Origin of the sequence: Acinetobacter sp. YH16032 (genome assembly GCF_013417345.1) — a bacterium.
Lineage (GTDB): Bacteria > Pseudomonadota > Gammaproteobacteria > Pseudomonadales > Moraxellaceae > Acinetobacter.
Window position 1 is genome coordinate 1 of sequence record NZ_VPEE01000034.1, and the last position, 26,670, is coordinate 26,670.

General features: G+C 37.2%; 29 protein-coding genes. 13 read left to right on the forward strand and 16 right to left on the reverse strand.

Going from position 1 to position 26,670, the window contains the following annotated elements:
- Positions 1 to 172: 172 nt before the first annotated feature.
- The 3 genes from FTV32_RS13615 to ftsY all read right to left on the reverse strand — a co-directional run bounded on the left by FTV32_RS13615 (position 173) and on the right by ftsY (position 2,837).
- On the reverse strand, positions 173 to 814 hold the full coding sequence (locus FTV32_RS13615) for a DUF2057 family protein (protein ID WP_180028942.1): 642 nt from the start codon (positions 812 to 814) through the stop codon (positions 173 to 175).
- Between the two features lie 112 nt (positions 815 to 926).
- Entirely contained in the window at positions 927 to 1,520 is a 594-nt protein-coding gene (locus FTV32_RS13620) for a nitroreductase family protein (RefSeq protein WP_035266583.1), read from the reverse strand.
- Between the two features lie 237 nt (positions 1,521 to 1,757).
- Positions 1,758 to 2,837, reverse strand: coding sequence for a signal recognition particle-docking protein FtsY (gene ftsY, locus FTV32_RS13625; protein WP_035266635.1), 1,080 nt, complete (start codon positions 2,835 to 2,837; stop codon positions 1,758 to 1,760).
- 252 nt (positions 2,838 to 3,089) lie between these two features.
- Here ftsY and FTV32_RS13630 point away from each other — a divergent pair, with 252 nt between their 5' ends.
- Positions 3,090 to 4,397 (forward strand): pitrilysin family protein, encoded by a 1,308-nt coding sequence (locus FTV32_RS13630; RefSeq protein WP_180028956.1) that lies wholly within the window; start codon positions 3,090 to 3,092, stop codon positions 4,395 to 4,397.
- Positions 4,398 to 4,404: 7 nt separating this feature from the next.
- Positions 4,405 to 5,916, forward strand: coding sequence for a pitrilysin family protein (locus FTV32_RS13635; RefSeq protein WP_180028943.1), 1,512 nt, complete (start codon positions 4,405 to 4,407; stop codon positions 5,914 to 5,916).
- Here FTV32_RS13635 and FTV32_RS13640 read toward each other — a convergent pair.
- Positions 5,913 to 6,233 carry a hypothetical protein gene (locus FTV32_RS13640; protein WP_180028944.1) on the reverse strand — a complete coding sequence of 107 codons (321 nt, stop codon included), beginning with the start codon at positions 6,231 to 6,233 and terminating at the stop codon, positions 5,913 to 5,915. The genes FTV32_RS13635 and FTV32_RS13640 overlap by 4 nt on opposite strands.
- A 106-nt stretch (positions 6,234 to 6,339) precedes the next feature.
- Entirely contained in the window at positions 6,340 to 6,699 is a 360-nt protein-coding gene (locus FTV32_RS13645) for a hypothetical protein (protein ID WP_180028945.1), read from the reverse strand.
- Between the two features lie 225 nt (positions 6,700 to 6,924).
- On the opposite strand from FTV32_RS13645, the gene FTV32_RS13650 reads away from it, so the two are divergent.
- From FTV32_RS13650 to FTV32_RS13665, 4 genes are all read left to right on the forward strand, one after another.
- Positions 6,925 to 7,158: a hypothetical protein gene (locus FTV32_RS13650; RefSeq protein WP_035266572.1), complete on the forward strand. Its 234-nt coding sequence runs from the start codon at positions 6,925 to 6,927 to the stop codon at positions 7,156 to 7,158.
- Between the two features lie 140 nt (positions 7,159 to 7,298).
- On the forward strand, positions 7,299 to 7,682 hold the full coding sequence (locus FTV32_RS13655) for a DUF2750 domain-containing protein (protein ID WP_092768437.1): 384 nt from the start codon (positions 7,299 to 7,301) through the stop codon (positions 7,680 to 7,682).
- Between the two features lie 87 nt (positions 7,683 to 7,769).
- On the forward strand, positions 7,770 to 8,201 hold the full coding sequence (locus FTV32_RS13660) for a CBS domain-containing protein (protein WP_035266567.1): 432 nt from the start codon (positions 7,770 to 7,772) through the stop codon (positions 8,199 to 8,201).
- Between the two features lie 176 nt (positions 8,202 to 8,377).
- Positions 8,378 to 9,268, forward strand: a complete 891-nt coding sequence (locus FTV32_RS13665) for a hypothetical protein (protein WP_180028946.1) — start codon at positions 8,378 to 8,380, stop codon at positions 9,266 to 9,268.
- A gap of 35 nt (positions 9,269 to 9,303) precedes the next feature.
- Here FTV32_RS13665 and trpB read toward each other — a convergent pair whose 3' ends face one another.
- The 9 genes from trpB to FTV32_RS13710 form a co-directional block, all read right to left on the reverse strand.
- Positions 9,304 to 10,512 carry a tryptophan synthase subunit beta gene (gene trpB, locus FTV32_RS13670; protein ID WP_180028947.1) on the reverse strand — a complete coding sequence of 403 codons (1,209 nt, stop codon included), beginning with the start codon at positions 10,510 to 10,512 and terminating at the stop codon, positions 9,304 to 9,306.
- A 35-nt stretch (positions 10,513 to 10,547) separates the two neighbouring features.
- The gene (locus FTV32_RS13675; protein ID WP_092768443.1) at positions 10,548 to 11,735 is read right to left on the reverse strand and encodes a VWA domain-containing protein; all 1,188 of its coding nucleotides are present in this window, start codon (positions 11,733 to 11,735) and stop codon (positions 10,548 to 10,550) included.
- A gap of 8 nt (positions 11,736 to 11,743) precedes the next feature.
- A complete protein-coding gene (locus FTV32_RS13680) occupies positions 11,744 to 12,595 on the reverse strand; it encodes a MoxR family ATPase (RefSeq protein ID WP_180028948.1) in 852 nt (283 codons plus the stop codon).
- Positions 12,596 to 12,624: 29 nt separating this feature from the next.
- On the reverse strand, positions 12,625 to 12,996 hold the full coding sequence (locus tag FTV32_RS13685) for a hypothetical protein (protein ID WP_180028957.1): 372 nt from the start codon (positions 12,994 to 12,996) through the stop codon (positions 12,625 to 12,627).
- A gap of 34 nt (positions 12,997 to 13,030) precedes the next feature.
- Positions 13,031 to 13,336: a YcgL domain-containing protein gene (locus tag FTV32_RS13690; protein ID WP_035266558.1), complete on the reverse strand. Its 306-nt coding sequence runs from the start codon at positions 13,334 to 13,336 to the stop codon at positions 13,031 to 13,033.
- A gap of 129 nt (positions 13,337 to 13,465) precedes the next feature.
- Positions 13,466 to 14,608, reverse strand: a complete 1,143-nt coding sequence (locus tag FTV32_RS13695; protein ID WP_180028958.1) for an HRDC domain-containing protein — start codon at positions 14,606 to 14,608, stop codon at positions 13,466 to 13,468.
- Positions 14,609 to 14,817: 209 nt separating this feature from the next.
- Positions 14,818 to 15,414 carry a recombination mediator RecR gene (gene recR, locus FTV32_RS13700; RefSeq protein ID WP_092768447.1) on the reverse strand — a complete coding sequence of 199 codons (597 nt, stop codon included), beginning with the start codon at positions 15,412 to 15,414 and terminating at the stop codon, positions 14,818 to 14,820.
- Between the two features lie 12 nt (positions 15,415 to 15,426).
- Positions 15,427 to 15,756, reverse strand: a complete 330-nt coding sequence (locus FTV32_RS13705) for a YbaB/EbfC family nucleoid-associated protein (RefSeq protein WP_035266548.1) — start codon at positions 15,754 to 15,756, stop codon at positions 15,427 to 15,429.
- A 24-nt stretch (positions 15,757 to 15,780) separates the two neighbouring features.
- A complete protein-coding gene (locus FTV32_RS13710) occupies positions 15,781 to 16,968 on the reverse strand; it encodes an O-succinylhomoserine sulfhydrylase (protein WP_092768449.1) in 1,188 nt (395 codons plus the stop codon).
- Between the two features lie 141 nt (positions 16,969 to 17,109).
- Between FTV32_RS13710 and FTV32_RS13715 the strand changes: the two genes are divergently transcribed.
- From FTV32_RS13715 to ppk1, 6 genes are all read left to right on the forward strand, one after another.
- Positions 17,110 to 18,204 carry an alpha/beta fold hydrolase gene (locus FTV32_RS13715; protein WP_180028949.1) on the forward strand — a complete coding sequence of 365 codons (1,095 nt, stop codon included), beginning with the start codon at positions 17,110 to 17,112 and terminating at the stop codon, positions 18,202 to 18,204.
- A 5-nt stretch (positions 18,205 to 18,209) separates the two neighbouring features.
- Positions 18,210 to 19,079, forward strand: a complete 870-nt coding sequence (locus FTV32_RS13720; RefSeq protein ID WP_180028950.1) for an NAD(P)-dependent oxidoreductase — start codon at positions 18,210 to 18,212, stop codon at positions 19,077 to 19,079.
- An 83-nt stretch (positions 19,080 to 19,162) separates the two neighbouring features.
- Entirely contained in the window at positions 19,163 to 19,429 is a 267-nt protein-coding gene (locus tag FTV32_RS13725; protein WP_035266544.1) for a YARHG domain-containing protein, read from the forward strand.
- Between the two features lie 29 nt (positions 19,430 to 19,458).
- Positions 19,459 to 19,872, forward strand: coding sequence for an HIT family protein (locus tag FTV32_RS13730; protein ID WP_180028951.1), 414 nt, complete (start codon positions 19,459 to 19,461; stop codon positions 19,870 to 19,872).
- A gap of 219 nt (positions 19,873 to 20,091) precedes the next feature.
- Positions 20,092 to 21,183, forward strand: coding sequence for a porin (locus FTV32_RS13735; protein WP_180028952.1), 1,092 nt, complete (start codon positions 20,092 to 20,094; stop codon positions 21,181 to 21,183).
- A 177-nt stretch (positions 21,184 to 21,360) separates the two neighbouring features.
- Positions 21,361 to 23,427 (forward strand): polyphosphate kinase 1, encoded by a 2,067-nt coding sequence (gene ppk1, locus FTV32_RS13740; RefSeq protein WP_180028953.1) that lies wholly within the window; start codon positions 21,361 to 21,363, stop codon positions 23,425 to 23,427.
- 10 nt (positions 23,428 to 23,437) lie between these two features.
- Here ppk1 and ybaK read toward each other — a convergent pair whose 3' ends face one another.
- Positions 23,438 to 23,908 (reverse strand): Cys-tRNA(Pro) deacylase, encoded by a 471-nt coding sequence (gene ybaK, locus FTV32_RS13745; RefSeq protein WP_180028959.1) that lies wholly within the window; start codon positions 23,906 to 23,908, stop codon positions 23,438 to 23,440.
- A gap of 269 nt (positions 23,909 to 24,177) precedes the next feature.
- On the opposite strand from ybaK, the gene FTV32_RS13750 reads away from it, so the two are divergent.
- The gene (locus FTV32_RS13750; RefSeq protein WP_373683363.1) at positions 24,178 to 24,663 is read left to right on the forward strand and encodes a lytic transglycosylase domain-containing protein; all 486 of its coding nucleotides are present in this window, start codon (positions 24,178 to 24,180) and stop codon (positions 24,661 to 24,663) included.
- A gap of 26 nt (positions 24,664 to 24,689) precedes the next feature.
- Here FTV32_RS13750 and FTV32_RS13755 read toward each other — a convergent pair whose 3' ends face one another.
- Entirely contained in the window at positions 24,690 to 26,042 is a 1,353-nt protein-coding gene (locus FTV32_RS13755) for an MFS transporter (protein WP_180028955.1), read from the reverse strand.
- Positions 26,043 to 26,670: the final 628 nt, after the last annotated feature.

Below are 26,670 nucleotides of genomic sequence, written 5' to 3' on the forward strand. Positions count from 1 at the left end.
AGTGATGGGAGAGCATGTTCAAGAGTGGATTCTAAATGTTCAGATAAAGACATAAAAAAATGAGCGTATTTACATACACTCATTTTTACTACATTTTTCTAATATTTGCTTAACTGACTGGCATTACCTCTATGAGGGCTTTTTTATATCTGTTTATGAAATATTAAATGTTTTATTGCGTTGCAAGCCAAGTCATAAATTTTTGACGTTCCTGCTTTGAAGAATTTTTCCATGCTTCAATCAACGTCTGACCATCATGAGTATTTGAATTTGTATTTTTAATGTCAGCTTGTTCCACTGTTTGAGTATTTATTGATGGTGAACTTGACTTGGTCATTAGGCTAACTTGTGGATCATTATGCAATATCTGATTGATCGTACCGCCTAGCAAACTTTGCGAGGTCATTTGAACAATCAGATTATTTGAAATGAGTTGATTATTTTGATTATAAATTGCCAATTGAGGATTTTTGGCGAATGTTTTTGCTTGGTCCAAATCTCGTGGTGGATGAATTAAATCCAATTTGTATGACTTATTATCCTCTAGGGTTGGCAATTTCAAAGTAAGAATATCCGACTTTACGATCTCATGATTATTTAAAGGTAGTTCAAAATATTGATTATATCGAACATTCACCAAAGGTTGATTCGCATCAATTTGGTATTGTTTTTTTGATTTAAATAGTCCTGATTTAACCTCTTGATTATTCACTGAAATTACGACCAGTTCCTCTGGAACCACCAAGGTCGCCGCTGCAAAAATTTGACTGCTCAAACCCGTAAATATCAATGCAGACGCAATTTTTAATTTCATAAATAACTCAATATTAGATTGTTAGATATGACTACTATGCTACCAAGCGATGACAATTTAATGACAGAACTCGTCATAAAAAAGGCACCGAAGTGCCTTGATATGATTTGGATTAATTAAAAGTTTTAAAACGAATTTCGTCATCAATAAACGTTTTATCTCCTGCAGGCGCTTCGATTGAACCGAGCACAAGCTGAGCACGAAGTTTCCAAGAAGCTGGAATTTCAAATGTTGAAGCCACTTCTTCATCCACAATTGGATTGTAATGTTGTAATGATGCTCCAATATTTTTTTCTGACAATGCTGTCCACACTGCAAATTGAGCAATAGCTGTTGAATGTTCAGACCATATTGGGAAATTCTCAGCGTAAAGTGGGAATTGCTCTTGTAAACCTTTCACCGTATCTTGATCTTCATAAAACAATACAGTTGCATGACCCGCTTTAAAGCTATTGATCTTATTTTGAGTTCCCTCAAATGCTTCTGCAGGAACAATTTTACGTAAAGTTTCTAAAACGATATTCCAAAATTTGTCATGTGACTCACCAAAAAGTGTCACAACACGTGATGTCTGTGAGTTAAATGACGATGGACTTTGACGTACCGCTTCTTTAATGGTTTCTTCAATCTGAGTATTGTCTAAAGAAACATTCTTACCAATCGCATAGATGGTACGGCGGTTTTTAATTTGATTTAGAAAAGACATAACTTATTCCTTATTTTTAACATTCATTGTGTGCTAACGATGATGCTATCTTATTCATATTACGAAACCTTTTCAGCCTTATCTTCATAACAAAGTGTTCTATTTTTGGAACAAATTGCGTATTTAATGTATTGAGTCTAAAGATTCGGCTTTCTCATATTTGATTAACCTTATGAATTTTAATTATTTATAAAAAAAGCTCCGTATAAGGAGCTTTTTAAATTAACCCAAGAATAATTATTTTTCGTTATCGAATAATGCAGCGACAAATGATTTTGCTGAGAACGGTCTCAAATCATCAATCTTTTCACCTACACCAATAAATCGGATTGGCACATGTGTACGGCTCGCAATGTTAAATAGCACACCGCCCTTTGCAGTACCATCCAATTTGGTAATAGTAAGACCCGTTAAACCTACAGCTTCATCAAACATTTCAACTTGGTTAATCGCGTTCTGCCCTGTGCCAGCATCCACAACAAGCATCACTTCGTGCGGTGCAGTCGCATCAATTTTCTGCATAACACGTTTTACTTTTTTGAGCTCTTCCATCAAGTGACCTTTGTTATGCAAACGCCCTGCGGTATCTGCAATCAATACATCGATCCCTTTCGCTCGTGCACTTTCAAAAGCATCAAAAATTACAGAAGCACTGTCTGCACCATGACCTTGTGCAACGACATGAATATCGTTACGTTCACCCCAAATTTGTAGCTGTTCAGTCGCCGCAGCACGGAAAGTATCGCCTGCCGCGAGCATGACTTTTTTACCTTCACCTTGCAATCGTTTTGCGAGTTTACCAATCGTGGTTGTCTTACCTACACCATTTACACCCACAACCAAAATCACATAGGGATTTTTATTCGGATCGATATGTAACGGTTTAACACGTGGTGCTAATAAAGCAACTAATTCTTCTTGAAGAGCTTTATAGAGAGAATGAGAGTAGATCAAATCGCCACGCGCAGTTCTTTCAGTCAAATTGGCAATAATTGTTTTAGTCGCCTCTACCCCAATATCTGCGACCAATAATTGTTCTTCAACTTCTTCGAGCAGCTCATCATCAATCTCTTTACCACCGACTAGAATATTCATCATTCCATCAGCTAAATTTTTACGAGATTTTGATAAGCCTTCTTTCATACGACTGAAGAAACCACCTTTCGGTTTTGTTTCTTCAACGGCCGGCACCGTTTCCAGCTTTTCTACTTCATTGTTTTCGATAATAGGCACATTAACGGCCGGGAGGCTCGGTAAGGTGACATCGTCATCACCAATATCCGCATCAATCAAGAATTTATTTTGCTGTTCTTGCATGCCGATTCCTTGAAAAGCATTGCGATTAAAAGAATGGAGTTTAGCATAGATTGATTTAAATTCACGATCTGCAATTACTTTTAAAACGATCAACCAAATTGCAACAGTTCAATCTTGAATAAATATACGACATCATCAAGAATAATTTTAAAGTCATTATTCGGATTAATTGTGTCTCTCAGCCGGCTCAAATTCTCTCTGCAACTCATTTTCAAACAGACAATCATCATTGCTGCGATTACATCAGCACCGATGATGGCATTTGCAAATCAGCAAACTACTCAACTCTCTCGAAACACCGTCGAAACAACACTGGATAATGGTTTAAGAGTCATTATTAGAGAAGATCACCGCGCACCTGTAGTAATTAGCCAAATTTGGTATGCCGTCGGCAGTAGTGACGAGTCAGGGAATTTACTCGGCATTTCACACGTACTAGAACATATGATGTTCAAAGGCACTAAAAAAGTACCGAATGATGAATTTACACGCCTTAGTCGAATTTATGGTGGTAGTGTCAATGCATTCACATCCACAAATTACACCAATTACTATCAATTCTATCCTAAAAAATATCTTCCACTGGCATTAGAGTTAGAAGCAGATCGAATGCAAAATTTAGTTCTGCGCCAAGAAGATTTCGAACCCGAAATTAAAGTCGTAATGGCTGAACGACGGCAACGAACAGAGGACAATCCTCGCAACCTTGCTTTTGAAAGATTTAAATGGATTGCATACCCGACCAGTCACTATCGCCAACCAGTGATTGGCTTAATGAAAAATCTGAATAACATTCAATTGAATGATTTAAAACAATGGTACGAAACTTGGTACGCACCGAATAATGCAACCTTAGTCATTATTGGGGATGTTGATCCTGAACAAACCATTCGAGATGTCAAAAAATATTTTAATAAGATTCCCAAAAAATCAGTTCCTGAACGAAATGATGTGCTTGAATTTTCAAGAATTGGATATCGCTTCATGGAGCAATATCAGGCTGTACACGTACCCAACTTATTTATGTCTTGGAATGTCAATTCCATTAAAACAGCAAAAAATCCTCAAGACGCCTACGCTCTAACCATTATTCAAAATCTATTGGACGGCGGAATTTCAGCACGCCTACAAGAGAGACTGATCCGAGATAAGCGAATTCTGACCTCAATTAATGTGAGTTATGATCCATATAATCGTGGGGATAGCCTATTTTTAATCTCTGCCATACCAGCTGAAGGTATCAGTCTAGAGCAAGCGCAAAAACGCATACAGCAGGAACTTGATTTATTCAAATCAGAATTAGTGAATGAAAAAGAACTCAATCGGGTCAAGGCGAATTTCGTTTCCAATTTAGTGTATAGCCAAGATGATATTATTGGGCAAGCTCGACTCATTGGTTTACTCAGCATTAATGATCTAGACTATCGCATGATTGATCAACTCCCTGATTACTTCGATAAAGTCACACCGCATGATTTACAACGCATTGCCAATATTTATTTTAATCGTGACAATTTGAGCGTTTTACATCTTTATCCTGAACAGAAAAACAATAACTAGGCGTTTTATGAATTATTTGTCTTCTCTATTTTTAACGAGTGTGTTGTTTAGTGCCATGTTGAGTTCACTGTCGCATGCGGAGGAACTTATAGAAGCGGAACCAATTGAACAGATTATTGAAGAAGATCCCAGTGGTCTAAGCTCGATTAAAAACTTGTTAAGCTTAAAAGAGATCACAAAATCTTCCCAAAATTATAAAGCGCCTTTTGTTCAAGAACTTAAAAACTCTTTAAATGTACGAACCTTATTTGTCGAAACGAATGATCTGCCAATGGTCGACATTCAAATTACATTCAATGCTGGTTCTGCACGAGATGAAGTCATTGGTCAAGGACTTTACGGTATATCCAATATGGCAGCTCGCCTTATGCTTGAAGGAACAGATCAGCTCAGTGCAAAACAGATTACCACCACATTTGAGGGATTAGGCGCCAAATACTCTTTCAACGCCTTTCGTGACATGTTTGTTGTTCGACTAAGAGTGTTAAATGATCCTGAAAAATTTGACCCTGCACTGAACTTACTACTGCATTTAATCAAGCATGCCACCTTTAAACAATCAGGCATTAATCTCGCGCTCAGTAATACTCAAATTGGGCAAAAACAACTTCAAGAGAATCCATCCAGACTAATGTCAATACAACTGTACCGTATGCTGTATGGGGATCATCCATATGCTCAACCAACAGCTGGGACAGTCGGTAGTTTAAAAAAAATTACGCCTGAATTACTCAAAGAATTTAGGGATCGATTGCTTGTCGCTCAAAATTCCAATATAGCAATCACAGGACAACTCACTCAAGATCAAGCTCAACAGATCTCGGAACTGATTAGTATCAATTTACCGCAAGGGCAAAGGCAGCCTGACCTTCCAACTCCCGTAAGTGAATCAGGTTTTAAAATTTCAGTACTAAAACGCGAAAGTCTACAAGCACATGCATTATTGGGTCATTCATCTTTAGAACGAGCACATCCAGATCGTGCCGCTTTGGAAGTTGCCAACAGAATGTTTGGTGGTGGGAGTTTTAATTCAATCTTATCAAAAGAGTTACGAGTTAAACGAGGACTCACCTATAGCGCATCGAGTACGCTGACTACACCACAGGTACCTGGCGTTTTTAGTTTTGGATATGCGACACAACAAGACCAATTGCTCGAAAGCTTAAAGCTCGCACATCAAGTATTCATTGACTTCAAAAAACAGCCGATTACTGACTCTTTACTTAAAGAAAATAAAGAAAGTATTCTTCGGTCTTTTCCGATGACCTTAAATAGCAATGCAAATATTAATGCCCAAATCGCATCAATTGGTTTTTACGGACTTAATTCCAATTATCTAAATGAGTATCAGGAGCAGATTCGAAAACTAACTCGCCAAGATATTCAAAATGCAATACAAAAACATTTACACCCCGATCAAATGACTGTTATTGCTGTCTCTGAACGTGTCACTGCCAAGGAGATCGAAGAAATACTGAATCAAAATCTTGGGCTCAATCTGAATAAGATTGAAGACTAATCCAACTTTTCAATCGCTGGATAAATTTTTATATGAGCATTCTCGATATGATAAGCATTCAGCAAACGATAAAATTCAATATTTTTAATCTTAGGTTTTGCAAGTAACAAAGTTGCCATTTCATGCGTTCGCTCTAAACGATTTTGAGCCGCGAGCGCTTGAACTTGTTCAAAGTGGGCAGAATTAATTGGACGATTCAGTGCAATACTAGAGACAATAAGAATAAAAAGTACAATGCCTATGATGAAAGCATTTTGAATCTGCTCAATATTTAATTGTGAGAAAAGATCAGACGAAATTTTTTTTAAATGGAGCATGTACAACCTCGGATTAGCTTAAGTGTAATCCGAGATGCTTTAAAAATATAGTGTTAACGTTGATTTAAACAAGAACCATTATGCAAAAAATGGCGCTTATTCACCTTTAAGAGACAACATTCTGTACAACACCAAAATATAAGATAGCAGCGATCACCGCGAGTACGATAAAAATAGTGAAAACACTTAAACCACCTTCAGCATCATCAGGGTGTTCTTCGTCAATGACGGCGATACGTTTTAATTCGCCGTCATAGTAGCGATAAAATTCAGCTTTCGCTGCAGGATCAAGCGTCTGCGTGTAATCATGCACACGTTTACGCTGCTCTAAACAGTAGTGACCTAAATGGATTTCTTGATGAAAAATTGCTTCATTAAGTTGTTTTTTATGATGATGTGCAAGCGCAATAATATCGGATGGCTCTGGTGGATTGCCAAATGTGAAACCATCAATGGTATTAGTCATAAGTCATTCTCCTTTATAGTTATTTACAGTTTTATCATAAACCCAATATAAAATGATTAAAGTTTAATCATGTAAGTATTTTTTAAAAGATTTATCTTGAAAATTTATTTGACAATTAACGCAAATTGTAATATTAGTTTAATATTACTTTGTTATATTCCATTTTGACCTAATTTAGGTCTTTATAACTGTAGTACTAATCATAATTAGAATAAGGAGTTTTATATGATTAAACAATTCTCTCAACAAGACCTCGAACATATGTATTCGAATGCTGTAAATACCATTCAATTTGAAATGAATTTTACAGATGCAGTTTCAGAACTTGAGAATGCAGCACGTGCGGGTCACGGTAAAGCAGCGATGTTTCTAGCTGAACTCTATCTTCAAGGTTTCCGTGTAGAACGTGATTCTTTGAAAGCACAGTATTGGCAAAACATGGCCACAATGCAAGCATAAATAAACGTCACATTAGTGGCGTTTTTTTAGCTCTTTTATTTACATATTTGCTTACCAAACTTTAAATTAATGCAACTAAACTTTAAGAAAAAATCATTAGACTGAACTTATCATCATTGGTAATGAATCATCGAACGATCATGAACACCTTTGTACAGTTGACACCAAATTCAAAGCATTTTTTACTCAAAGTTAATATCCTTAAAACCATGATGTATTGTGGAGTACTGTGGGGACTGTACAATCCAGAACATCAAGGTTGGGCCATTCGATCAATCAATCAAGAATACATATTCCCCTTCTGGCTCAACTCAGTCCAGGCTTTACATTATGCAAAAATTCACTGGCCGCACTATCAGCCTCGAAAAATAACGTCTGATGATTTTAAAAATTCACTACTCCCAACCCTAACGCGACTAAAAGTCACACCTGCCCTGTGCAATCATCGAGATCGCCACTTTAAGCTCACTATTCCACACATGCAGATGCTATTTTTTCAAAATCATTTGAGCCCATCTATTTAGCAGAAAATTCCACTAAAACAATTGTAAAGATTTAAGATTTCAGTTATTAACTTATACATGGACGAATAACCAACAAGAGGAACCTTTATGACAACAGTAGCTCAAGTCCTACAAAATAAAAACAATTCAGAAATCTCTACCATCACACCTGATGCTACGGTTTTAGAAGCAATCACATTAATGGCAACAAAAGGTATTGGTGCCGTTGTTGTCGTACAAGATGAAAGACTTGTTGGAATTTTATCTGAACGGGATTACACGCGTAAAATTGCACTTATGCAACGTACATCCGACTTAACTACAGTCTCAGAAATTATGACTGGTACGGTTTTATCTGTAAGCAAAAGCAACACCGTAGATGAGTGTTTAGATTTAATGACAGAACGTCATATTCGCCATCTACCAGTATTAGAAGACGATAGACTCGTCGGAATTGTATCAATTGGTGACTTGGTTAAAGCCGCGATGGAAGATCAAAAAGTATTGATTGAACAACTTCAACAGTATATTTCAGGATAAAAATAAGCTCCCATCTCGGGGGCTTTTTTTGATAACTCCATCATGATCTCAATTTTGGACAATTGATTGAAATTAGTCATCTTTTACAAAGATTTTCTTTTATTGAGTCATTGAACTATTTAAACAGCATTAGTAAAGTCATCACATTATGGAATTTTTTTGCCTAAGGACTAATGATGTATAAAAAGTTATTGTGTTACACCGCTTTATTTGTAACTGCTTCCACTTATGCATCTGAACTTGAACCAACGATAAAGAATCAAATAGAGCTGCTAAAAAAAGCAAAAACATATCAAAAAAAGACGCTCATCACCCCGGCATGTAATACCTATGAAAAAGCCTACAAAATGGGATATTTAGGGGCTGATCAAGATATGAAAAATCCAAGAAAAAACAAAGAATTTGTTGAAGCCGCCCTGCAAACTTCTGCCTGTTATACAAATTTGAATTATACAGAACAACCCCAAAAATGGCTCGAAGGTACTATAACGCTATTTAAGTTAAAAAATTATTTTGCAGTCCCAAACTTAGATGGCCGACTCAAAGAAATTCAAGATGAAATGATGTCGATCGCAGAAGTGCTATATTTCAAAAAAAATGCTGACTATCGCAATCCCTCTTCTGAAGTGACCAATGCCTGTGCTGCATCTGAAATTGGCTTCAAGATTGGTTATTTAGGTGATCCTGATAGAGCTAAAGATCCTGCATTCAATGCAACATACGTACAACATGGTTTATTTCATGCCGCTTGCGTTTCTTTACTTCCATCCAAGGCTAAATCTGAGAATCCAGCATTTACGAGTTATTTGTCTTACGCAATTTTAAAAGAACTTGCCACCAAATATGACAGCAAAAAAGCACACGAACTAAGTGCACCAGCTGATGAAATAATGAAAACCATGGTTCAAGCTCAACAAGCTCAACAAGCTCAACAAGCTCAACAAGCTCAACAAGCGACTGAAACACCTGTTCAAGATCTTTCAATCGAAACGCCGCTCATTCCAATTGAAATTTCCTCCTTTGAAAATATTCTTACGCCTTTGAATGAAGAACCACCAGAAATGTAATTAAAAAAACCAGCCTAAGCTGGTTTTTTTATGTGTTAATTTAAACCTAATTTTTCTGCCACATAGTCCGAGTCTTTATCACCTCGACCTGATAAATTCACTACCACAATGGTATCTTTGGACAGTTGTGGAGCTTCACGTATTGCCCAAGCAACCGCATGTGAACTTTCTAATGCAGGCACAATCCCTTCAACTCGAGATAGAGTCATGAATGCATTCAGACATTCTTCATCAGTTGCTGTTGAGTACTCAACACGACCAATATCTTTTAAGAAACTATGTTGAGGCCCCACACCAGGATAATCTAATCCAGAAGCAATCGAGTGCACAGGTAATGGCTCGCCATTTTCATCTTCCAGCACATAACACGCCATCCCATGAAGTTGACTTGGTTTACCCAAAGTTAATGTTGCCGAATGTTGGTCAGTATTTAAACCATGTCCTGCTGGTTCAACACCAATCAATTTCACACTACCATCATTAAGGAATGCACTGAATGCTCCCATTGCATTTGAGCCACCGCCAACACAAGCAACAATATAATCAGGATATTTGTTAAATCTTTCTTGTGATTGAACTTTAATTTCATCACCGATAATTGCTTGGAAATCACGCACCATTTTAGGAAATGGATGTGGACCAACGACTGATCCGATGGCATAAATAAAGCTATCAGTGTCTTTCAAATACTCTTCGAAAGCACTATCAACAGCATCTTTTAATGTTGCTGTTCCACGAGTGACTGAGATTAGATTCGCACCCAAAATTTTCATTTTCACGACATTTGGATGTTCTTTTTCAATATCAACTTGACCCATATGAATTTCACACGGGATACCAACCAAGGCACAAGCGGTGGCTAATGCGACACCATGTTGACCTGCCCCAGTTTCAGCAATGACTTTTTTCTTGCCCATGTATTTGGCTAGTAATGCTTCACCCAAACAATGGTTAATTTTATGCGCACCTGTATGGTTCAAATCTTCACGCTTCAGATAAATTTGAGCACCGCCCAATTGTTCTGAAAGTCGTTTGGCATGAAATAAAGGACTTGGACGACCTACATAATGCGCAAACAGCTCTGAAAGCTCATTTTGAAATTCAGGTGTTTTACGAATTTCTTCATAAGCAACATTGATTTCATCCATTGCTGCTTTTAAATGAGGTGGAATGAATTGACCACCATATTCACCAAAAAAACCTTCTTCATTTGGCAATGCCACACCATTGATTTGATAGCTCATATCAAGATCCTTTAGATGAATATAATTTAAAAAAGTTAGCGCGAGAGGAATTTAGTCATATCTTCAATGCCTTTTAAAGTCATTGGATACATATGATCTTCAAATATTTCTTTGATCATTCCTATCGTTTGAGTGTAATGCCAGTAATTCTCAGTTTCAGGATTCAACCAAGCCGTCTTTTCATAATGCTGGCGCAAACGACGCAACCAAATTTCACCCGACTCTTCATTCATGTATTCGACAGAACCACCAGCAGATTTTAATTCGTATGGCGCCATACTTGCATCACCAACAACGATCACTCGATAATCTTTACCATAGGTATTAAATAAATCTAAGGTATTCATTTTTGTCGAAGTACGGCGATGATTGTCTTTCCACACGTAATCATAAAGACAGTTATGGAAATAGAAATATTCTAAAGTCTTAAATTCTGTTTTGGCTGCACTAAACAGTTTTTCACATTGTGCAATATAGGCATCCATAGAACCGCCTACATCGAACAACATTAAAACTTTAATTCGATTACGACGCTCTGGCACCATCTGTACATCAAGAATTCCCTGCTTAGCCGTTTCGCGAATCGTTTGATCTATATCAAGCTCTTCTTCAGCACCTTGACGCGCAAATTTTCTCAGACGACGCAACGCCATTTGCATATGACGTGTTCCCAAAATTTGATCATCATCAAGATTTTGGTATTTACGTTGTTCCCACACTTTCACCGCAGATTTTTTACGTCCCGGCCCTCCAATTCTCACCCCCTCTGGGTGATCACCAAAAGCTCCAAACGGTGAAGTGCCACCAGTGCCAATCATACGATTACCACCTTGGTGTTTTTTATGTTGCTCACGCAAACGCTCTTCCAGCATTTTCATGAGCTCTTCTAAAGAACCTGCTCTTTGCAGTGCTTCACGTTGCTCTGGCGTTAAGTGTTTTTCAAGGAGTTCTAAATCAAACCATTCTTTAGGAAGTTGATTAACTTTACTGAGTAAATCATCTACATCAAAGGTTTGAATGCCCTGAAAATAATCCTTCATAGCACGATCATACTTATCGAAGTAACGCTCATCCTTGACCATGACTGTCTTCACAAGCTGATAAAAATCATCTTGATCTGCAAAAACCAAACCTAGACTAATTGCTTGATTCAGATCAATCAGCTCGCGCGTCGTTACGGGGATTCCGTATTTTCGCAAGGTGTAAAACAGTCTTACGAACATAGTATCACCTATCGACGAGTCATAAATGCGAGGCGCTCAAGTAGCTGCACATCTTGCTCATTTTTGATGAGCGCACCATACAGCGGTGGAATTGCTTTTGACTTATCATGGTTTCTTAAAATATCTTCAGGCAGATCATCAGCCATCAATAAGCTTAACCAATCAATTAATTCAGAAGTTGAAGGTGGCTTCTTAAGACCAGGTATTTGGCGAAGCTTAAAGAAGACCTGAAGTGCCTCACTGACCAATGTCGTTGAAATTCTTGGAAAATGAACTGCAATAATTTCACGCATGGTCTGTTCATCTGGGAATTCAATATAATGAAAGAAACAACGGCGTAAAAAAGCATCAGGAAGTTCTTTTTCATTATTTGAAGTGATGATCACAATTGGACGCTGTGTTGCAGTAATTGTTTCGCCAGTTTCATAAACAAAGAATGACATTTTGTCTAGTTCATGAAGCAAATCATTTGGGAATTCGATATCTGCTTTATCAATTTCATCAATTAATAAAACGCAACGTTCTTTGGAGGTAAATGCTTCCCACAATTTACCTGGTTTAATATAGTTTTTAATATCATAAACACGCTCATCGCCCAATTGACTATCGCGCAATCTCGAAACGGCATCGTATTCATAAAGACCTTGTTGGGCCTTCGTCGTTGATTTGATATGCCAAGTAATCAGTTTTAAACCCAGACTTTCAGCAACTTGTTCAGCCAATAATGTTTTACCTGTACCTGGCTCACCCTTCACTAAAAGAGGCTTTTGCAACGCCCGAGCGGCCTTCACAGCAAGCTTGAGACCATCTGTGGCGATATATTGATCTGTACCCGTAAATTGATGTGCATCAACAGACATAATGAAACCTTATTTTTTTATTTGGATAATTAAAGTGGTGGTGTCTTCACTGACGATGTGTGTCTCGGATTCTTTTGTTTAGAAGCGTACTTAGTCCAGAAATAACCTACCAATAACCCTAAAGCAATAACAAAGGCAATCAATGAGAAATTGGACCAGATCAACGGTGAATCTTTTGTTAAAACCCCAAAGATCAAACCAAAAGTTGCAGGTGCTAAGGCGGAATTAGGACCTTCAGAAATCGTTGGTGTTGCCAAAATAGCAAACACAAAAATCCAAGTCACTCCACCTAAAGGTGAAGGTAGGCGTTTCGCTATGCCGTACCAACACCACAGAATAATCAAAGTTCCGAGAATATAGACGGTAATTGCAATGTTATATTCTGGAATTGAATCCAACATTGAAACAAACTGATCCCATCCTCCAACTTGATTATCACGCACCGCGTAGTCCCTCTGGCTCTACCGCATTAGGATTGATCAATCCTTCAGGCGGCAATTGTAAAAAGAATCCTTTCGTCTGAATTGAATCCATCACATGTAAAACATTTGCACGCGCTAATTTGCGTTCTGCATGTAATTCCAGTGACATCACAAATGTCGCTCGGCCAAATGCATTTTTCATTGCATCAGATAATACTGATAACGGATCAACAGCTTCTTGGTTTTCCGCTTGTTCAGGACGCGCAACGTAAATATACATTTCGTCTTTCTTACTAGATTTGTAGATTTCACACCACATGATTCAAACAACACCTTTTAAACTCAAATCAAAGCATACATCAAAAAAAACGGCGAAACATTAGCGTTTGTTAACGCATCAGTCTAGTTTAGGATGACTGGTAATTCTTTAATCAAATTTTGAGAGAAGTCATTCATTGACTTTCATTTGCATACTCAAATATTGTGCATCTTTATGAAGCAACTCAATTAATGGCTTCGTCAGTAAATCATAACGCCAACCGAGTAAATATTGAGGTAAGTCTTGTTCATCGCCATGAAAAACCACATGCTGATATAAAGCCCCGAGCCATTTTTTTCGCATTAACACTTCTTTGGGGATCACCAACTCTTCTGCAAGATTACCAATCATGTTATCAACATCATGTGTAATATCTTTAGATGAATGTTTAATTGGTCGAGCAATTCGTAATGGCCATTCTTCCATTGGGGGCAGCAACGCAATAATATCCAAAATCGTTTTACCGTGCTCACGAACCACATTCGGACGAATATTTTTAACTTGGGATAATTGAAATGTATTTTTTGGATTTTTTTCCACCAAATCAATCATAGTGGCATTTTTCAGAATAAAACTTCGAGGCTGATTTAAAGCCTTCACCATTTCTTCACGCCAAACACTGAGCAATTGTAGCTGCATTAACTGCTTTCGAGAGTGTCTATAATTTCCGACATCTTCGTATAGTTTCTCTTTCGGCGTTTCTGTCGCAATCTCAAGCGTGAGGCTCTTACAGTCCTCTAGTACATACTGATAATGCCCTTTTTTCTTTAACTCATTCTTTAGCTCATCGGCTAAATTCATAATATATAAGACATCATTTGCTGCGTATGCTTTTTGCTCTTCAGTTAAAGGACGTGCAAGCCAATCTGAACGTGTTTGATCTTTATCAATTTCTATATTTAAAATTTCTTTAAGCGCATTTTGATAACTGACCTGTAATCCGTGTCCGAGAAAAGACAAAGCCACCTGAGTATCAAATACATTATTAAGATGATTGCCTTTTGAATAATGGTAAATCAGATCAATATCTTCACCACAAGCATGGAAAATATTTTGCTTTGCAGCAAAAACTTTAGGCCAGAAACTCGAAAAATCTAGACGTGTACCGTCTAATAAAAACACCTGATCTGCGACATTGATTTGCAAGACACCCAATTTTGGCCATAGTGTATCAACTTTGATAAATTCTGTATCTAAACCATAAACATCTTGTTGACTCATTAGTGTCAAAACATGCTCGAGTTCTTTTTGCTCTTGGATAAATTGAAACATCATAAAAAACAATGTGCTAGATTGGTATCGAGATGTATTTTAGCTTAAATTATCAATTTTAAATATAAATTTTCAATTAAAGCGTCAAGCAAATCTATGTATACACTGTAAATAGTTATAAAACATGAAAAATTTAATATTTTTTTTGACTAAAAAACTATTCAGAAAAGTGATATTTCTCTAATCAAAAAAATAAGCACAATTTGTGCTTATTTCATTTGCATACGATTATGAACTGCTTGGCTTAAGGTGTGACTATCGACATACTCAAGCTCACCCCCTTGTGGTACACCTTGAGCAATACGTGTCATTTTGATATTCAAATGACGTGTAGCTTCTACCAAATAATGTGCCGTAGCCTGTCCTTCAACCGTTGCATTGGTAGCGAGAATAACCTCTGCTACCTGACCTTCAGCTAAGCGTTGAACTAATGCAGGTATGCCAACCTCTTCAGGCCCTATACCATCTAAAGGAGATAAATGCCCCCCCAATACATGATATTTGCCTCTGAAACTTCCACTTTGCTCAATTGCCATCACGTCTGCAGGAGATTCAACCACACAGAGCAAGGTATCATCTCGGTCTTGCGACAGACAAATGTCACACACCTCATTCTCAGTCAATGAGTGGCAAATAGAACATTCATGGATATGATCAGCGGCATCGCTAAGTGCTTCAGATAATGCCAAAGCACCTTGCTTATTCTTCATGATCAAATGCAACGCCATGCGCTGAGCCGACTTAGGCCCAACGCTTGGTAAAATTCGCAGTGCTTGGACGAGTTGGTCAAACCGTTCGCTGAACACTCGGCAATATCCTTAAAATAAACCTGACAAGCCAGGAGGTAATCCCATACCACTATTTGCAGACTTCATTGTTTCTTCTGAAATCGCTTCGGCTTGGCGTGCAGCATCATTCATAGCAGCTGCAATCAAATCCTCAATCATATCTGGATCGTCTTGAAGTAATTCTGGATTGATTTCAATGCGTTTTACCACATTACGGCAAGTCATTGTCACTTTTACCAAACCACCACCAGCTTCAGCATGCACTTCTTTCTGTGCAAGCTCTTCTTTCGCTTTCTTGATATTGGACTCTACTTCCTTTTGCATGCGCTGTGCTTGTTGCATAAGCATGTTAATGTTCATTTGTATACTCCGAACAAATTTAAATTAGACTAAATCAAGACCACGTTGAATGTCTGCAATAATATCATCAACGTCTTCCAAACCTACTGAAAGACGAATTAAACCTTCTGCAATGCCAGCTGCAGCCTTCGCTTCATCAGACAATTTACCATGAGTAGTCGTTGCAGGATGAGTAATCGTTGATTTTGCATCCCCAAGATTTCCAGTAATAGAAATAAATTGAGTGTGATCAATCACTTTCCAAGCAGCTTCTCGCCCACCTTTTACCACGAATGAAACGATACCACCAAAACCTTTTTGTTGCTGTTTAGCCAAATCATGACCTACATGATCCGCTAAGCCAGCAAAGAATACTTTCTCGATTTTATCGTGCTGATGAAGCCACTCAGCAATCTTTTGTGCACTTTCAGAATGAGCCTTCATACGTAGACGAAGCGTTTCCAAACCTTTTAGGAAAACCCAAGCATTGAACGGACTCATAGAAGGCCCAGTTGTACGAACGTAGCCAAAAACTTCTTCAAGTAATTGATGACTACCTACGACAGCACCACCCAACGCACGACCTTGACCATCTAAATATTTTGTCGCTGAATAGACAACTAGATCCGCGCCCAATTTTAATGGTTGTTGTAGCACTGGCGTACAGAAACTATTATCAATTGCGAGTAAGGCATCATTTTCATGCGCGATATCTGCTAATGCACGAATATCAGCAATTTCCGATAATGGATTTGACGGAGATTCTACAAATAGTAGTTTAGTTTCTGGTTTGATCGCAGCTTTCCAAGCATCTAAATCTGTTAAATCAACAAAATTGACAGTCACACCAAACTTAGAAATGTATTTTTCAAATAAGGCCACGGTTGAACCAAATACTGCTCGAGAACATACAACATGATCACCAGCCTTTAAGAATGACATCGCCACCGCCATGATCGCAGCCATACCCGTACTTGTTGCCACTGCACGTTCAGCACCTTCCATTGCAGCCAATCTTTTTTCAAACATTGCGACTGTTGGGTTTGTAAAGCGAGAATAAATATTACCGGGCTCTTTCCCAGAGAATTTAGCTGCTGCTTCTGCTGCATTTGCATATACAAATGAAGAAGTTAGAAACATCGGTTCAGCATGCTCACCTTCAAAACTGCGCGTATGACCTGTACGAAGTGCTAATGTATCAAGTTGGTATTCAATGTCGTCTTGCTGGCTCATTGCTCTAAATCAGTCCTAAAAACTGCCTTTGTGAATAATTGCCAACATTTTGAGCGCCCAAAGCATTTAAGGTCAAGGTAAAATATATAAATATCGCTTAGACTTCGTTCAAATCACATGCTTATGAGATCTTCAACCTTCATGGAACATTTAAAAACTAACTGGCGTTCTAAACAAAGCAAGTTAAAAAATTTAGGGACACGCATTTTTTACGGTAAATCTTTGGTTTTATCTCAAGCAACGCCGTATGAAGTGATAGGTACTCATAAATCGAGTAAAATTCGATATTACGCATCTGAAAATAAAAAATATGTTGAGCCATTGGTCTTTGTCGCGCCTTTAGCGATCAAGATGGATATTTATGATCTTTATCCATACCGTTCTCTTATCAAATATTATACAGAGCAAGGCTTTGATGTGTATTTATTGGATTGGGGACACTTTAGCTATAAAGATCGCGATCTCAACTTTTTAGGTTTTATTGATGACGCAATCCCGAATTGTATCGATCAAATACGCACACACGCTAAATCTGATCAAATTTCTTTACATGGCTGGAGTATGGCGGGAATATTTGTTCTGTTGTACACAGCGCTCAGACAGCCGAACCATGTAAAAAATCTAATCGTTTTAGGTAGTCCAATTGATAGCTTTGCTTCAGGTAGTATCGGAAAGCTATATGCTAAGATGAATCGCTATCTTGAAAGAACTCGTCTACTCAAACATAAAGTTTATAACGGTCGTATTCCTAAGCGCCTCATTCACTCCCCAGGTATTTTAAATGCAATTGGATTTAAAATTTTAGATCCAAAAGGTTGGTATGAAGGCCATAAACAATTATTACTGAATCTTGATGATAAAAAACTTTTGCATGAACATGCCACTTTAGGTTATTTCCTCAATCATATGATTGATTATCCTGCTGGGGTAAACCAAGATATGTTATTCAATGTCTGGTTAAGAAATCCGCTAAAAAATGGTTATATCGAACTTCAAGATAAGAAAATCGAATTAAAAAATATAGACTGCTCTCTTATGATTGGCGCGGGTTCAAGCGATCAAATGGTCACAGCTGATGCTGTTAGACCATTGACTGAATTGACAAATAGTCGTGATGTCACGTTTACTCTTATTCCTGGTGGGCATTTAGGTTTAATGTCGAGTCAAAAAAGTGCCGATCAATTTTGGCCTGAACTTGCTCACTGGTTAGCAGAGCGTTCAACACTAATAGAGTAAAGAAAATGACGACAGTTGCATTTATTGGATTAGGCGCAATGGGTTACCATATGGCAGCTCATTTACCCAAACACTATGAATCAGTTTTGGTATGGAATCGAAATTTCGAGAAAGCCAAACAACATGCAACTGAATATCAAACACAAGCTGTATCACTTCAAGAAGCTACCCAAGCTGATATCATTTTTAGTTGCTTACCAACGAGTCAGCAAGTCAATGAGATCATTCATCAAGTCGACATTAAACCTGGATCAATTTGGGTAGACTGCACCAGTGGCGTGCCTGATGCAGCTAAAGCACAACAAGCTTTTTTAAAATCAAAAGGTGTATTTTTTCTAGATGCGCCTGTTAGCGGACAAACTATTGGTGCTGAAAACGCGACTTTAACCTTCATGGTAGGTGGTGAAAAAGTTGCTTTTGAAGCTGTATTACCAGCGATGCAAGCCATGGGTAAACTGATTAAGCATGTAGGAGACTCAGGATCTGGTTTTGCTGTGAAAGCAGTGAACAACATGCTCTTGGCTGTCCACTTATGTGCCGCTGCTGAAGGTTTTACTGCACTTAAAGCGCATGGTGTGGATTTAAATGAAGCATTAGAGTGCATCAATGCTTCAAGTGGTAAAAGTGGTGTGACTGAAAATGTATTGCCTCAACGGGTATTAAATCGAAGTTTTCCAAATACTTTTGCCTTACCGTTACTGAGCAAAGACACTGGTATCGCAGTAGACCTCATTCATCAAGCAAAATTATCCGCACCTGTCATTACGCTTACTCAAAGTCTAATTGGTGCTGCTAATGCAATAGCTGAACCTAATAGTGATTTTTCGACAGCAGTTAAAATGTACGAATCATGGAGCAAAATTACCTTAGAATAAATTTTCGCCATTGAATTCACATATAAAGCCCATATAATTGAAATGTGACAATATCAAATGTCCATTTCTAAATGAGGATACTCATGAATAAGTTTTTATTAGGTTTAATTACTGCTGTATCTGTTTCAGCTGGGGTTAATGCTTTTGCCGATACTACAAAAGAGTGTGAAAAACTTAAAGATGATTACAACATCATCTATGCATCAAAAGGCTTCTGTTTTAAAGATCCAGATACTAAGGCAAAGTTCGGCAATGAAAATTGCAATACAACTAAACCTAAGTTCTCAGAAAAAGAGCAACAAAAGCTTGACTCCATTAAGCAACGTCAGAAAGAATTGAACTGTAAATAATTCAATCTAATTACATTCTGGGAATAGTTATGGCTTACGATGATCAAAATATTTTTGCAAGAATTCTACGTGGTGAACTTCCTGCAATTAAAGTGTATGAGGATGAGCAAGTTCTTGCATTTATGGACATTATGCCTCAGGCAGATGGTCATACTTTAGTCATCCCTAAATCACCTGCCGTAACTTTACTCGACTTAGATCCAAACACTGCAGCGTACACGATTCAAATCGTTCAAAAAATTGCAAAAGCGATTGAAACAGCACTAGATGCAAAAGGTATAGTGTTGATGCAGTTATCTGGTGCTGCAGCTGGGCAAACCGTGCCTCACGTTCACTTCCATCTTATTCCAAGTTCAATTCATGAACTGGGTAAACACGCAGCACAAATGGGTGATCAAGAGCGTATCAAGACTTTGGCTGAGAAGATTAAAGCTGCTTTATAACAGATCCTCATAAAAAAAGGAGCTTTGGCTCCTTTTTTTTGGTTTATGCCTTTTGATTACTATAAATTGTTTCTATCCATTTTCATGATAATGAAATAAATTCTTAATATTACTGACTTATTTGTAATGAATACTTAGCACCAATAGAGAACAGTAGTTACAAAAAAACTACTGATCATGATTATTAGGACAATAAATCAGTCTTTACTGGAGCTAGAAATGAAAAAAACACTTTGTGCATTAGCAGTTGGGGCAACACTAATTACACCATCAATCGCAATGGCAGCCGACGTTAAAATTTATGGTCGTGCGCATGTTTCATTAGATTACCTTGATGATGGTAAAGATTATAATGAAGTGGGTTTATCATCTAATTCATCTCGTCTAGGCTTTAAAGTTGAACAGAAACTAGAAAATGATATGACTGTTTTTGGTCAAATTGAACAAGAAATCAACTTTGCTAGCGGTGGACAAAATTCAGGTGTTGATTTTGCAACACGTGATACATTTGTTGGCTTAAAAGGTAATTTCGGTCAAACTCGTGTCGGTCGTTTTGATAGCCCTTTTAAAATAGCACGTGGTCCAGTTAACTTTTTCGGCGATCAAGTAGGTGATTTACGTAATGTAACACGTGCTGGTGACTTACGTTTTGATGAGCGTAATGAAAATACCATCGAATATAAATCACCAAAATTCGGAAATGGGTTCAATGTATTAGCAGCACTTTCATTGCACGAAAGCAATTCTCCAGGCTTCACGGAAACAATTGTAGATAAAGATACTGGTGAAGTTATTCAAAAGAAAGGCGACTCTAAAAAGAATAAAGCTTACGATCTTGCATTGACCTATAAAGAAGGTCCTGTTGATTTCGCAGCTGCTTATGAACACTATGAAGAAGATGCGACTCGCGGCGAACGTGATGGCTTCCGTTTAGCTGGTGCTTATAAAATCACACCTGAGCTAAATATTGGTGGTTTATATCAATATATGACTCATGACAATGACGTAAAAAATCCTGATGCACAAGTCATTGGTGTTGCAGCTGATTATAAATTTGCACCAAAAACATATATCCGTGGTCAAGTGATGCACCGTGATGTAGATGCTAAAGATGCGAACGCAACACTCATTGCTTTAGGACTTGAACATCGTCTTGATAAAGCAGTTCGTGTTTACGGTAACGTCGCAACTGTGCTTAATGACAAAAACTCAAGCCTTACACCGTGGGAACAAGCACGTACAAATAATGTGAAGGGTTTCAAAGGTGAGGATGCTTTAGGTTTATCTTTAGGTTTCCGTTACGATTTCTAAGCCCTAATTGATTTAAAAAAAGCACACTTATTGTGTGCTTTTTTGATTAAAATAAAATAAATCCAATTATATATATTTATCGAATATATACCAATCAATGTAATATTACTGTCACACATCAAACGTACCATCGCTGCAAGGTCTTTCCTGACGGCTCAAAAAGCAATAATTGGTACTATGCACTCTTTTGAAAACTTTCAACACAATTCAGACACTTACATTAATCGCGAACTTTCATTATTAGAATTCCATAAACGAGTTTTAGCTCAAGCTAAAGACCCTCACCACCCCTTATTAGAGCGACTAAATTTTTTAATCATCTTTTCTCGGAATTTAGATGAGTTTTTTGAAATACGCGTTGCTGGACTTTTAAAACAGATCGAATTAAATCAAATAACTACTGCGCCTGATGCTATTCCCAATGAAATTATTTTAGAACAAATATCTAAAACAACGCATCATGCGGTTCAAGAACAATATCAGATACTTAATAACGAGCTCATTCCTCAACTTAAATCTTATGGTATCGAATTTATCCAATATCATGGAATTTTAGATAAATATACTGAATGGATTCAAAACTACTTCAGTAAATTTATTCAACCAGTAATCACGCCCATCAGTTTAGACCCTGCCCATCCTTTTCCCCGTTTAGTCAATAAGAGCCTTAATTTTATTGTCACGCTTGAAGGTAAAGATGCTTTTGGTCGTCAGATTGAGCTCGCGATCGTACCTGCACCGAGAACTTTGCCAAGGGCGGTCAAAATTCCTGATGACTTATGCGAAGGTAAGCAACATTACATCCTGTTGTCGGCTATTCTGCAACAACATATCAATGACTTATTTCCAGGAATGAAGGCGACAGGATGCTACCAATTCCGTGTTACACGCAATGCTGACTTAAATTTAGCTGACGATGTAGACGATCTGGCAGTTGCTCTTAAAGATGAACTTTCTTCGCGAAGATTTGGACGTGAAGTTCGACTTGAAATTGATCACAATTGCCCAGAAACGATTAACCAATATCTACTTGAACAATTTTCTTTAGAACCTTCACAACTCTATCGTGTTCAAGGTCCTGTAAATTTAACTCGATTATTTTCAGATTTTGATTGTCCAGATTTGAAGTTTAAACCCTATCAACCCGTGATACCGAAGATATTGAGACAATCAAAAAGTATATTTGATGTATTAAAACAACGTGATGTCCTTTTACATCATCCTTTTGACTCATTTTCACCCGTCATCAACCTGTTAAAAGAGGCTGCAAAAGACCCTAATGTCTTGGCAATTAAGCAAACTCTTTATCGCAGCGGACCAGATTCAGAGATCGTTCAGGTCTTAGCAGAAGCAGCACGAAATGGTAAAGAAGTTACTGCGATTATTGAATTACGTGCTAGATTTGATGAAGAATCCAATATCATGGTCGCCAACCTCCTACAAGAAGCTGGAGCTGTTGTTGTGTATGGCATCGTGGGCTATAAAACTCACGCTAAAATGATTCTGGTTGTTCGTAGAGAAGCAGATCATCTGAAACGTTATGTTCATTTGGGAACTGGCAATTATCATGCTGGTAATGCAAAAATGTATACCGATTACGGTCTTCTGACCACTGATGATGACATTTGTGAAGATGTCCATAAAATCTTTCAAGAATTGACAGGTATGGGAAAAATGGCAAAGCCTAAAAAGCTGTTCCATGCACCTTTTACCTTGCATGAACAGCTTTTAAAACTCATTGCCAATGAAATCCACCATGCTAAGTCTGGTCATAAAGCGCATATTATTATCAAAGTTAACGCTTTAACTGAACCTAAATTAATCGCGGCACTTTATCAAGCGTCAAATGCAGGTGTTCAAATCGATCTGATCATTCGTTCCATCTGTTCATTAAGACCTCAAGTACGACAGTTATCAGAAAATATCCGCGTCAGATCCATTGTAGGACGTTTTTTAGAACACACACGGGTCTACTATTTTCTAGATCAAGGCAATGAGAAATTATATTGTTCAAGTGCAGACTGGATGGGACGTAATTTATTTTCAAGAGTAGAAACTTGTTTTCCGATTGAAGATAAAAAACTAAAGAAAACGATTATTAAAGATGGTCTACTGAATTATCTGAACGATAATCAACGTGCTTGGGAATTAGATCAAGAACATCAATGGAACAAGGTATGCCCACCTGATGATCAAGAAATTTTTATCGCTCAAGAATATCTAACCAATCTACGTCAAATGTAGTGATCAAACATTAAGTGTGATCCACAATGTCCTTAAATTGAGCATCTAATACTTGGGCCAATGATTGAGGATCTAATCCGATATCTAGCCCTCGTTTTCCACCACTCACGTACACCTTTTTAAGAGAACTTGCCGATTGGTGAATGACTGTATTAAGTCGCTTTTTTTGAGCAATTGGACTAATCCCACCCACTAAGTAACCGGTCAGACGCTCAGCCACTTTCGGATCAGCCATTTTAAGTTTTTTACAACTGAAAGCATTCGCCGCCTTTTTTAAATTAAGTTGATGGTCCACTGGTAAAATTGTCACAAAATAATTGACATCATCTGTCACTAGAAGTGTCTTAAAAACTTCATGTACAGATAAACCCAATTTTTGAGCTGCTTCTAAACCAAAACTTTCAGCATTAGGATCATGCTCATATTCATGAACAGAATAATCTATCTTTTTGTTTTTTAGAAATTTACAAGCTGGCGTCATGATGATTTCAGGCATTTAATAATGGCATTATTATAAGAAAATATTGAATCAATTTTAAAGTTTTTCTGATCTATTTATCTTACTCATCAATATATTGCAAAACTACAACACTCCAATTTATCTAGGGCTTGACCCCAATCACCAGCTTACTTATGATTTTTGCAAATTGAATTTGTACGGTTACTATTTTGCTTTTTTTACAACGTTTACAATCACCTCCCCCATCCTTTACTTTCCTTAAATATAGTTTAGTTCTATCATCGTGTATCGTGTTTGTCGGTTGCTCATCTTTAGGTGGTGGTTCAGTACAAAAACGCGCCGCAAAACTTTCAACAGGTATTCAAAAGGCATACTCTGTACACCCAGACACCGCAAATAGGGTTTCACCACTAATTGTGCAAAGTGCGCAACAATTTGATGTCGACCCCCTGTTAATGGCCGCTCTTATTCGACAAGAATCGAGTTATCGAAATTATGCAGTATCACCAGCAGGTGCTGTAGGTCTTACCCAAATTATCCCTAGATATTGGCAACAATCTTGTCCAGGTGACCTTTTTCAAGAAAATATTAATATACATTGTGGGACTTTTATCCTATCAAAATATAATCAATCTGCTGGTAGCTGGAAAAAAGCACTGGCCTATTACAACGTTGGACCTACTGGATACAACACAAATCGAAAAATGAAAAAACAAGGTAAACGTTATGCCAAACAGGTTAAAGAGCATCAAAAAATTTTAAAATCACATTTATAAAAAAAGCCTCTTATGAGGCTTTTATTCTACTGTGTAATTGAAGATGCGATTTTTATTTTTTCAGGAACTGTTTCAATCACTTTTGTCCTTTTAATACATAATACGGCTATTGCACCAATTACTGCTGGTATAGCAACGGCAATGAAATTCCATTTGTGCGGCAATTCCATTCCTAAAAGAATACCAATGACAATGGGGCCGACAATTGCACCTATACGCCCTACTGCTGAAGCCCAACCAATCCCAGTTGAACGTACAGCAATTGGATAAGATTGCGCTACATAGCTATATATTAAAATACTTGTACCAATTGATGCTGCACCAGCCAATGCCACAAGTAGATAAATAACCATTGGCGGCGAATTGAAACTTAATCCAAATAAAGCAAAAGCTCCAATTACAAACATCGAAATCACTACAGGTTTGAGATGAAATTTGTCTGCTAGAATTCCACCACCAATAGTACCGATGACAGCGCCAATATTTAATGAAAGTAAAAACGTTAAACTACTTCCTAAAGAATAACCTGCAGCCATCATTAACTTTGGTAACCAACTTCCTAATGCGTATGTCATTAAAAGACACATAAAAAAGCAGCACCAAAATAACAACGTCGTTGTCGCTCTATTATCAGTAAAAAGAGATTTAACCGATGCATCAGGTAGTTTAATTTCGTTTAGAACCAAATGAGTTGTAGAATTAACATTTAAATCTGCGTTGATCTTATTAATAATTCCTGAGGCAGGTTCATAATTTTTTTGTTTCACTAAAAATGTTAGTGATTCAGGCATATACTTCCATATAAACGGTAATACTAATAATGGAATTCCTGCGATAAAGAACATAATCTGCCAACCAAATTCAGGTGTAAATTTTACACCCAATAAAGCCGCCATAATTCCGCCAACTGCATAGCCACTAAACATAATCGTAACTAAGGTACTTCTCAATTTTTGTGGTGCATATTCAGAAGTTAAAGTTACTAAATTTGGCAAAACACCGCCTATACCAAGTCCAGCAATAAATCTTAAAATTCCAAATTCTGTTGGATTACTTGCGAATCCTCCTAAAAAAGTAAAACCACTGAACAAGGTTACACAAATTAAAATAACTTTTTTTCGACCAATTTTATCTGCCAACATACCAAAAAGCATCGCACCAAACATCATTCCCGCTAGCGCTGTGCTCGCTAATAACCCAGCTTGGACAGAAGTCATACCCCACTCTTGCATAAGAAGTGGTAACGTTACGCCATTAATTGCTAAATCATAACCGTCAAAAATTACGATAAATAAACACCATAATACGATTGATAAATGAAAGGGTTTAAATTTTGCATTATCAATTACAGCATTCACATTCATTGTCTGCGCTGTCATTTTTATCTCACCTCCAATTGTGAGTATTTTTAAAATAATGAACCTAGATTCATATTTTATATAAATGCAATAAATTAGGATTTTTGTCTATACAACTTTCTAGTGGACTATTCATTTAATAGATTGATTAATAATTCAATTGGCATAAAAAATCATGAAAATTCAAGTTTTAAGAGTTTTATATTTATTCTTAGTTACTAAGAATGAATTCTTATATAACCTTTCGACTGAAATCTTGATTTTTAATACTCAATCTGCAAATTAGGATTGGCATTTTATTTAATAGTCAACTTTGATGCTCTTTGTAAATAAAAATTTCATTGTAAATCATTCATTTTTTGAACCATTCATTATTGTTTATTATTTAGCTTTTCAACTAATTAGTTGGGTTGTTTTTATGATATTAGCCTTATCACTAAGGCATTTATTGTTTAGCATAAATTAACTGAATGGAGCTTCTTATTTAATTATAAGGGTTTAATTATTTTCAAATTCAATTTATATATATAAAAAAACACCCCCTTGTATTGAAGGGGGTGTTTAGAATAATGAGCTGGCGATGACTTACTCTCACATGGGTAACCCCACACTACCATCAGCGCTAAGAGGTTTCACTTCTGAGTTCGGG

What these genes read in the sequence shown, in the direction of transcription:
- ybaK (WP_180028959.1), bottom strand. Translation starts at nt 23,908, where the DNA reads ATGACGCCAGCTTGTAAATTTCTAAAAAACAAAAAGATAGATTATTCT.
- FTV32_RS13735 (WP_180028952.1), top strand. Translation starts at nt 20,092, where the DNA reads ATGAAAAAAACACTTTGTGCATTAGCAGTTGGGGCAACACTAATTACA.
- FTV32_RS13715 (WP_180028949.1), top strand. Translation starts at nt 17,110, where the DNA reads ATGGAACATTTAAAAACTAACTGGCGTTCTAAACAAAGCAAGTTAAAA.
- FTV32_RS13720 (WP_180028950.1), top strand. Translation starts at nt 18,210, where the DNA reads ATGACGACAGTTGCATTTATTGGATTAGGCGCAATGGGTTACCATATG.
- FTV32_RS13695 (WP_180028958.1), bottom strand. Translation starts at nt 14,608, where the DNA reads ATGTTTCAATTTATCCAAGAGCAAAAAGAACTCGAGCATGTTTTGACA.
- FTV32_RS13680 (WP_180028948.1), bottom strand. Translation starts at nt 12,595, where the DNA reads ATGTCTGTTGATGCACATCAATTTACGGGTACAGATCAATATATCGCC.
- FTV32_RS13650 (WP_035266572.1), top strand. Translation starts at nt 6,925, where the DNA reads ATGATTAAACAATTCTCTCAACAAGACCTCGAACATATGTATTCGAAT.
- trpB (WP_180028947.1), bottom strand. Translation starts at nt 10,512, where the DNA reads ATGAGCTATCAAATCAATGGTGTGGCATTGCCAAATGAAGAAGGTTTT.
- FTV32_RS13635 (WP_180028943.1), top strand. Translation starts at nt 4,405, where the DNA reads ATGAATTATTTGTCTTCTCTATTTTTAACGAGTGTGTTGTTTAGTGCC.
- FTV32_RS13645 (WP_180028945.1), bottom strand. Translation starts at nt 6,699, where the DNA reads ATGACTAATACCATTGATGGTTTCACATTTGGCAATCCACCAGAGCCA.
- FTV32_RS13655 (WP_092768437.1), top strand. Translation starts at nt 7,299, where the DNA reads ATGAACACCTTTGTACAGTTGACACCAAATTCAAAGCATTTTTTACTC.
- ftsY (WP_035266635.1), bottom strand. Translation starts at nt 2,837, where the DNA reads ATGCAAGAACAGCAAAATAAATTCTTGATTGATGCGGATATTGGTGAT.
- FTV32_RS13675 (WP_092768443.1), bottom strand. Translation starts at nt 11,735, where the DNA reads ATGTTCGTAAGACTGTTTTACACCTTGCGAAAATACGGAATCCCCGTA.
- FTV32_RS13615 (WP_180028942.1), bottom strand. Translation starts at nt 814, where the DNA reads ATGAAATTAAAAATTGCGTCTGCATTGATATTTACGGGTTTGAGCAGT.
- FTV32_RS13755 (WP_180028955.1), bottom strand. Translation starts at nt 26,042, where the DNA reads ATGACAGCGCAGACAATGAATGTGAATGCTGTAATTGATAATGCAAAA.
- FTV32_RS13705 (WP_035266548.1), bottom strand. Translation starts at nt 15,756, where the DNA reads ATGAACATTAACATGCTTATGCAACAAGCACAGCGCATGCAAAAGGAA.
- FTV32_RS13620 (WP_035266583.1), bottom strand. Translation starts at nt 1,520, where the DNA reads ATGTCTTTTCTAAATCAAATTAAAAACCGCCGTACCATCTATGCGATT.
- FTV32_RS13710 (WP_092768449.1), bottom strand. Translation starts at nt 16,968, where the DNA reads ATGAGCCAGCAAGACGACATTGAATACCAACTTGATACATTAGCACTT.
- ppk1 (WP_180028953.1), top strand. Translation starts at nt 21,361, where the DNA reads ATGCACTCTTTTGAAAACTTTCAACACAATTCAGACACTTACATTAAT.
- FTV32_RS13685 (WP_180028957.1), bottom strand. Translation starts at nt 12,996, where the DNA reads ATGTTGGATTCAATTCCAGAATATAACATTGCAATTACCGTCTATATT.
- FTV32_RS13725 (WP_035266544.1), top strand. Translation starts at nt 19,163, where the DNA reads ATGAATAAGTTTTTATTAGGTTTAATTACTGCTGTATCTGTTTCAGCT.
- FTV32_RS13665 (WP_180028946.1), top strand. Translation starts at nt 8,378, where the DNA reads ATGTATAAAAAGTTATTGTGTTACACCGCTTTATTTGTAACTGCTTCC.
- FTV32_RS13690 (WP_035266558.1), bottom strand. Translation starts at nt 13,336, where the DNA reads ATGTGGTGTGAAATCTACAAATCTAGTAAGAAAGACGAAATGTATATT.
- FTV32_RS13730 (WP_180028951.1), top strand. Translation starts at nt 19,459, where the DNA reads ATGGCTTACGATGATCAAAATATTTTTGCAAGAATTCTACGTGGTGAA.
- FTV32_RS13630 (WP_180028956.1), top strand. Translation starts at nt 3,090, where the DNA reads ATGATGGCATTTGCAAATCAGCAAACTACTCAACTCTCTCGAAACACC.
- FTV32_RS13660 (WP_035266567.1), top strand. Translation starts at nt 7,770, where the DNA reads ATGACAACAGTAGCTCAAGTCCTACAAAATAAAAACAATTCAGAAATC.
- FTV32_RS13640 (WP_180028944.1), bottom strand. Translation starts at nt 6,233, where the DNA reads ATGCTCCATTTAAAAAAAATTTCGTCTGATCTTTTCTCACAATTAAAT.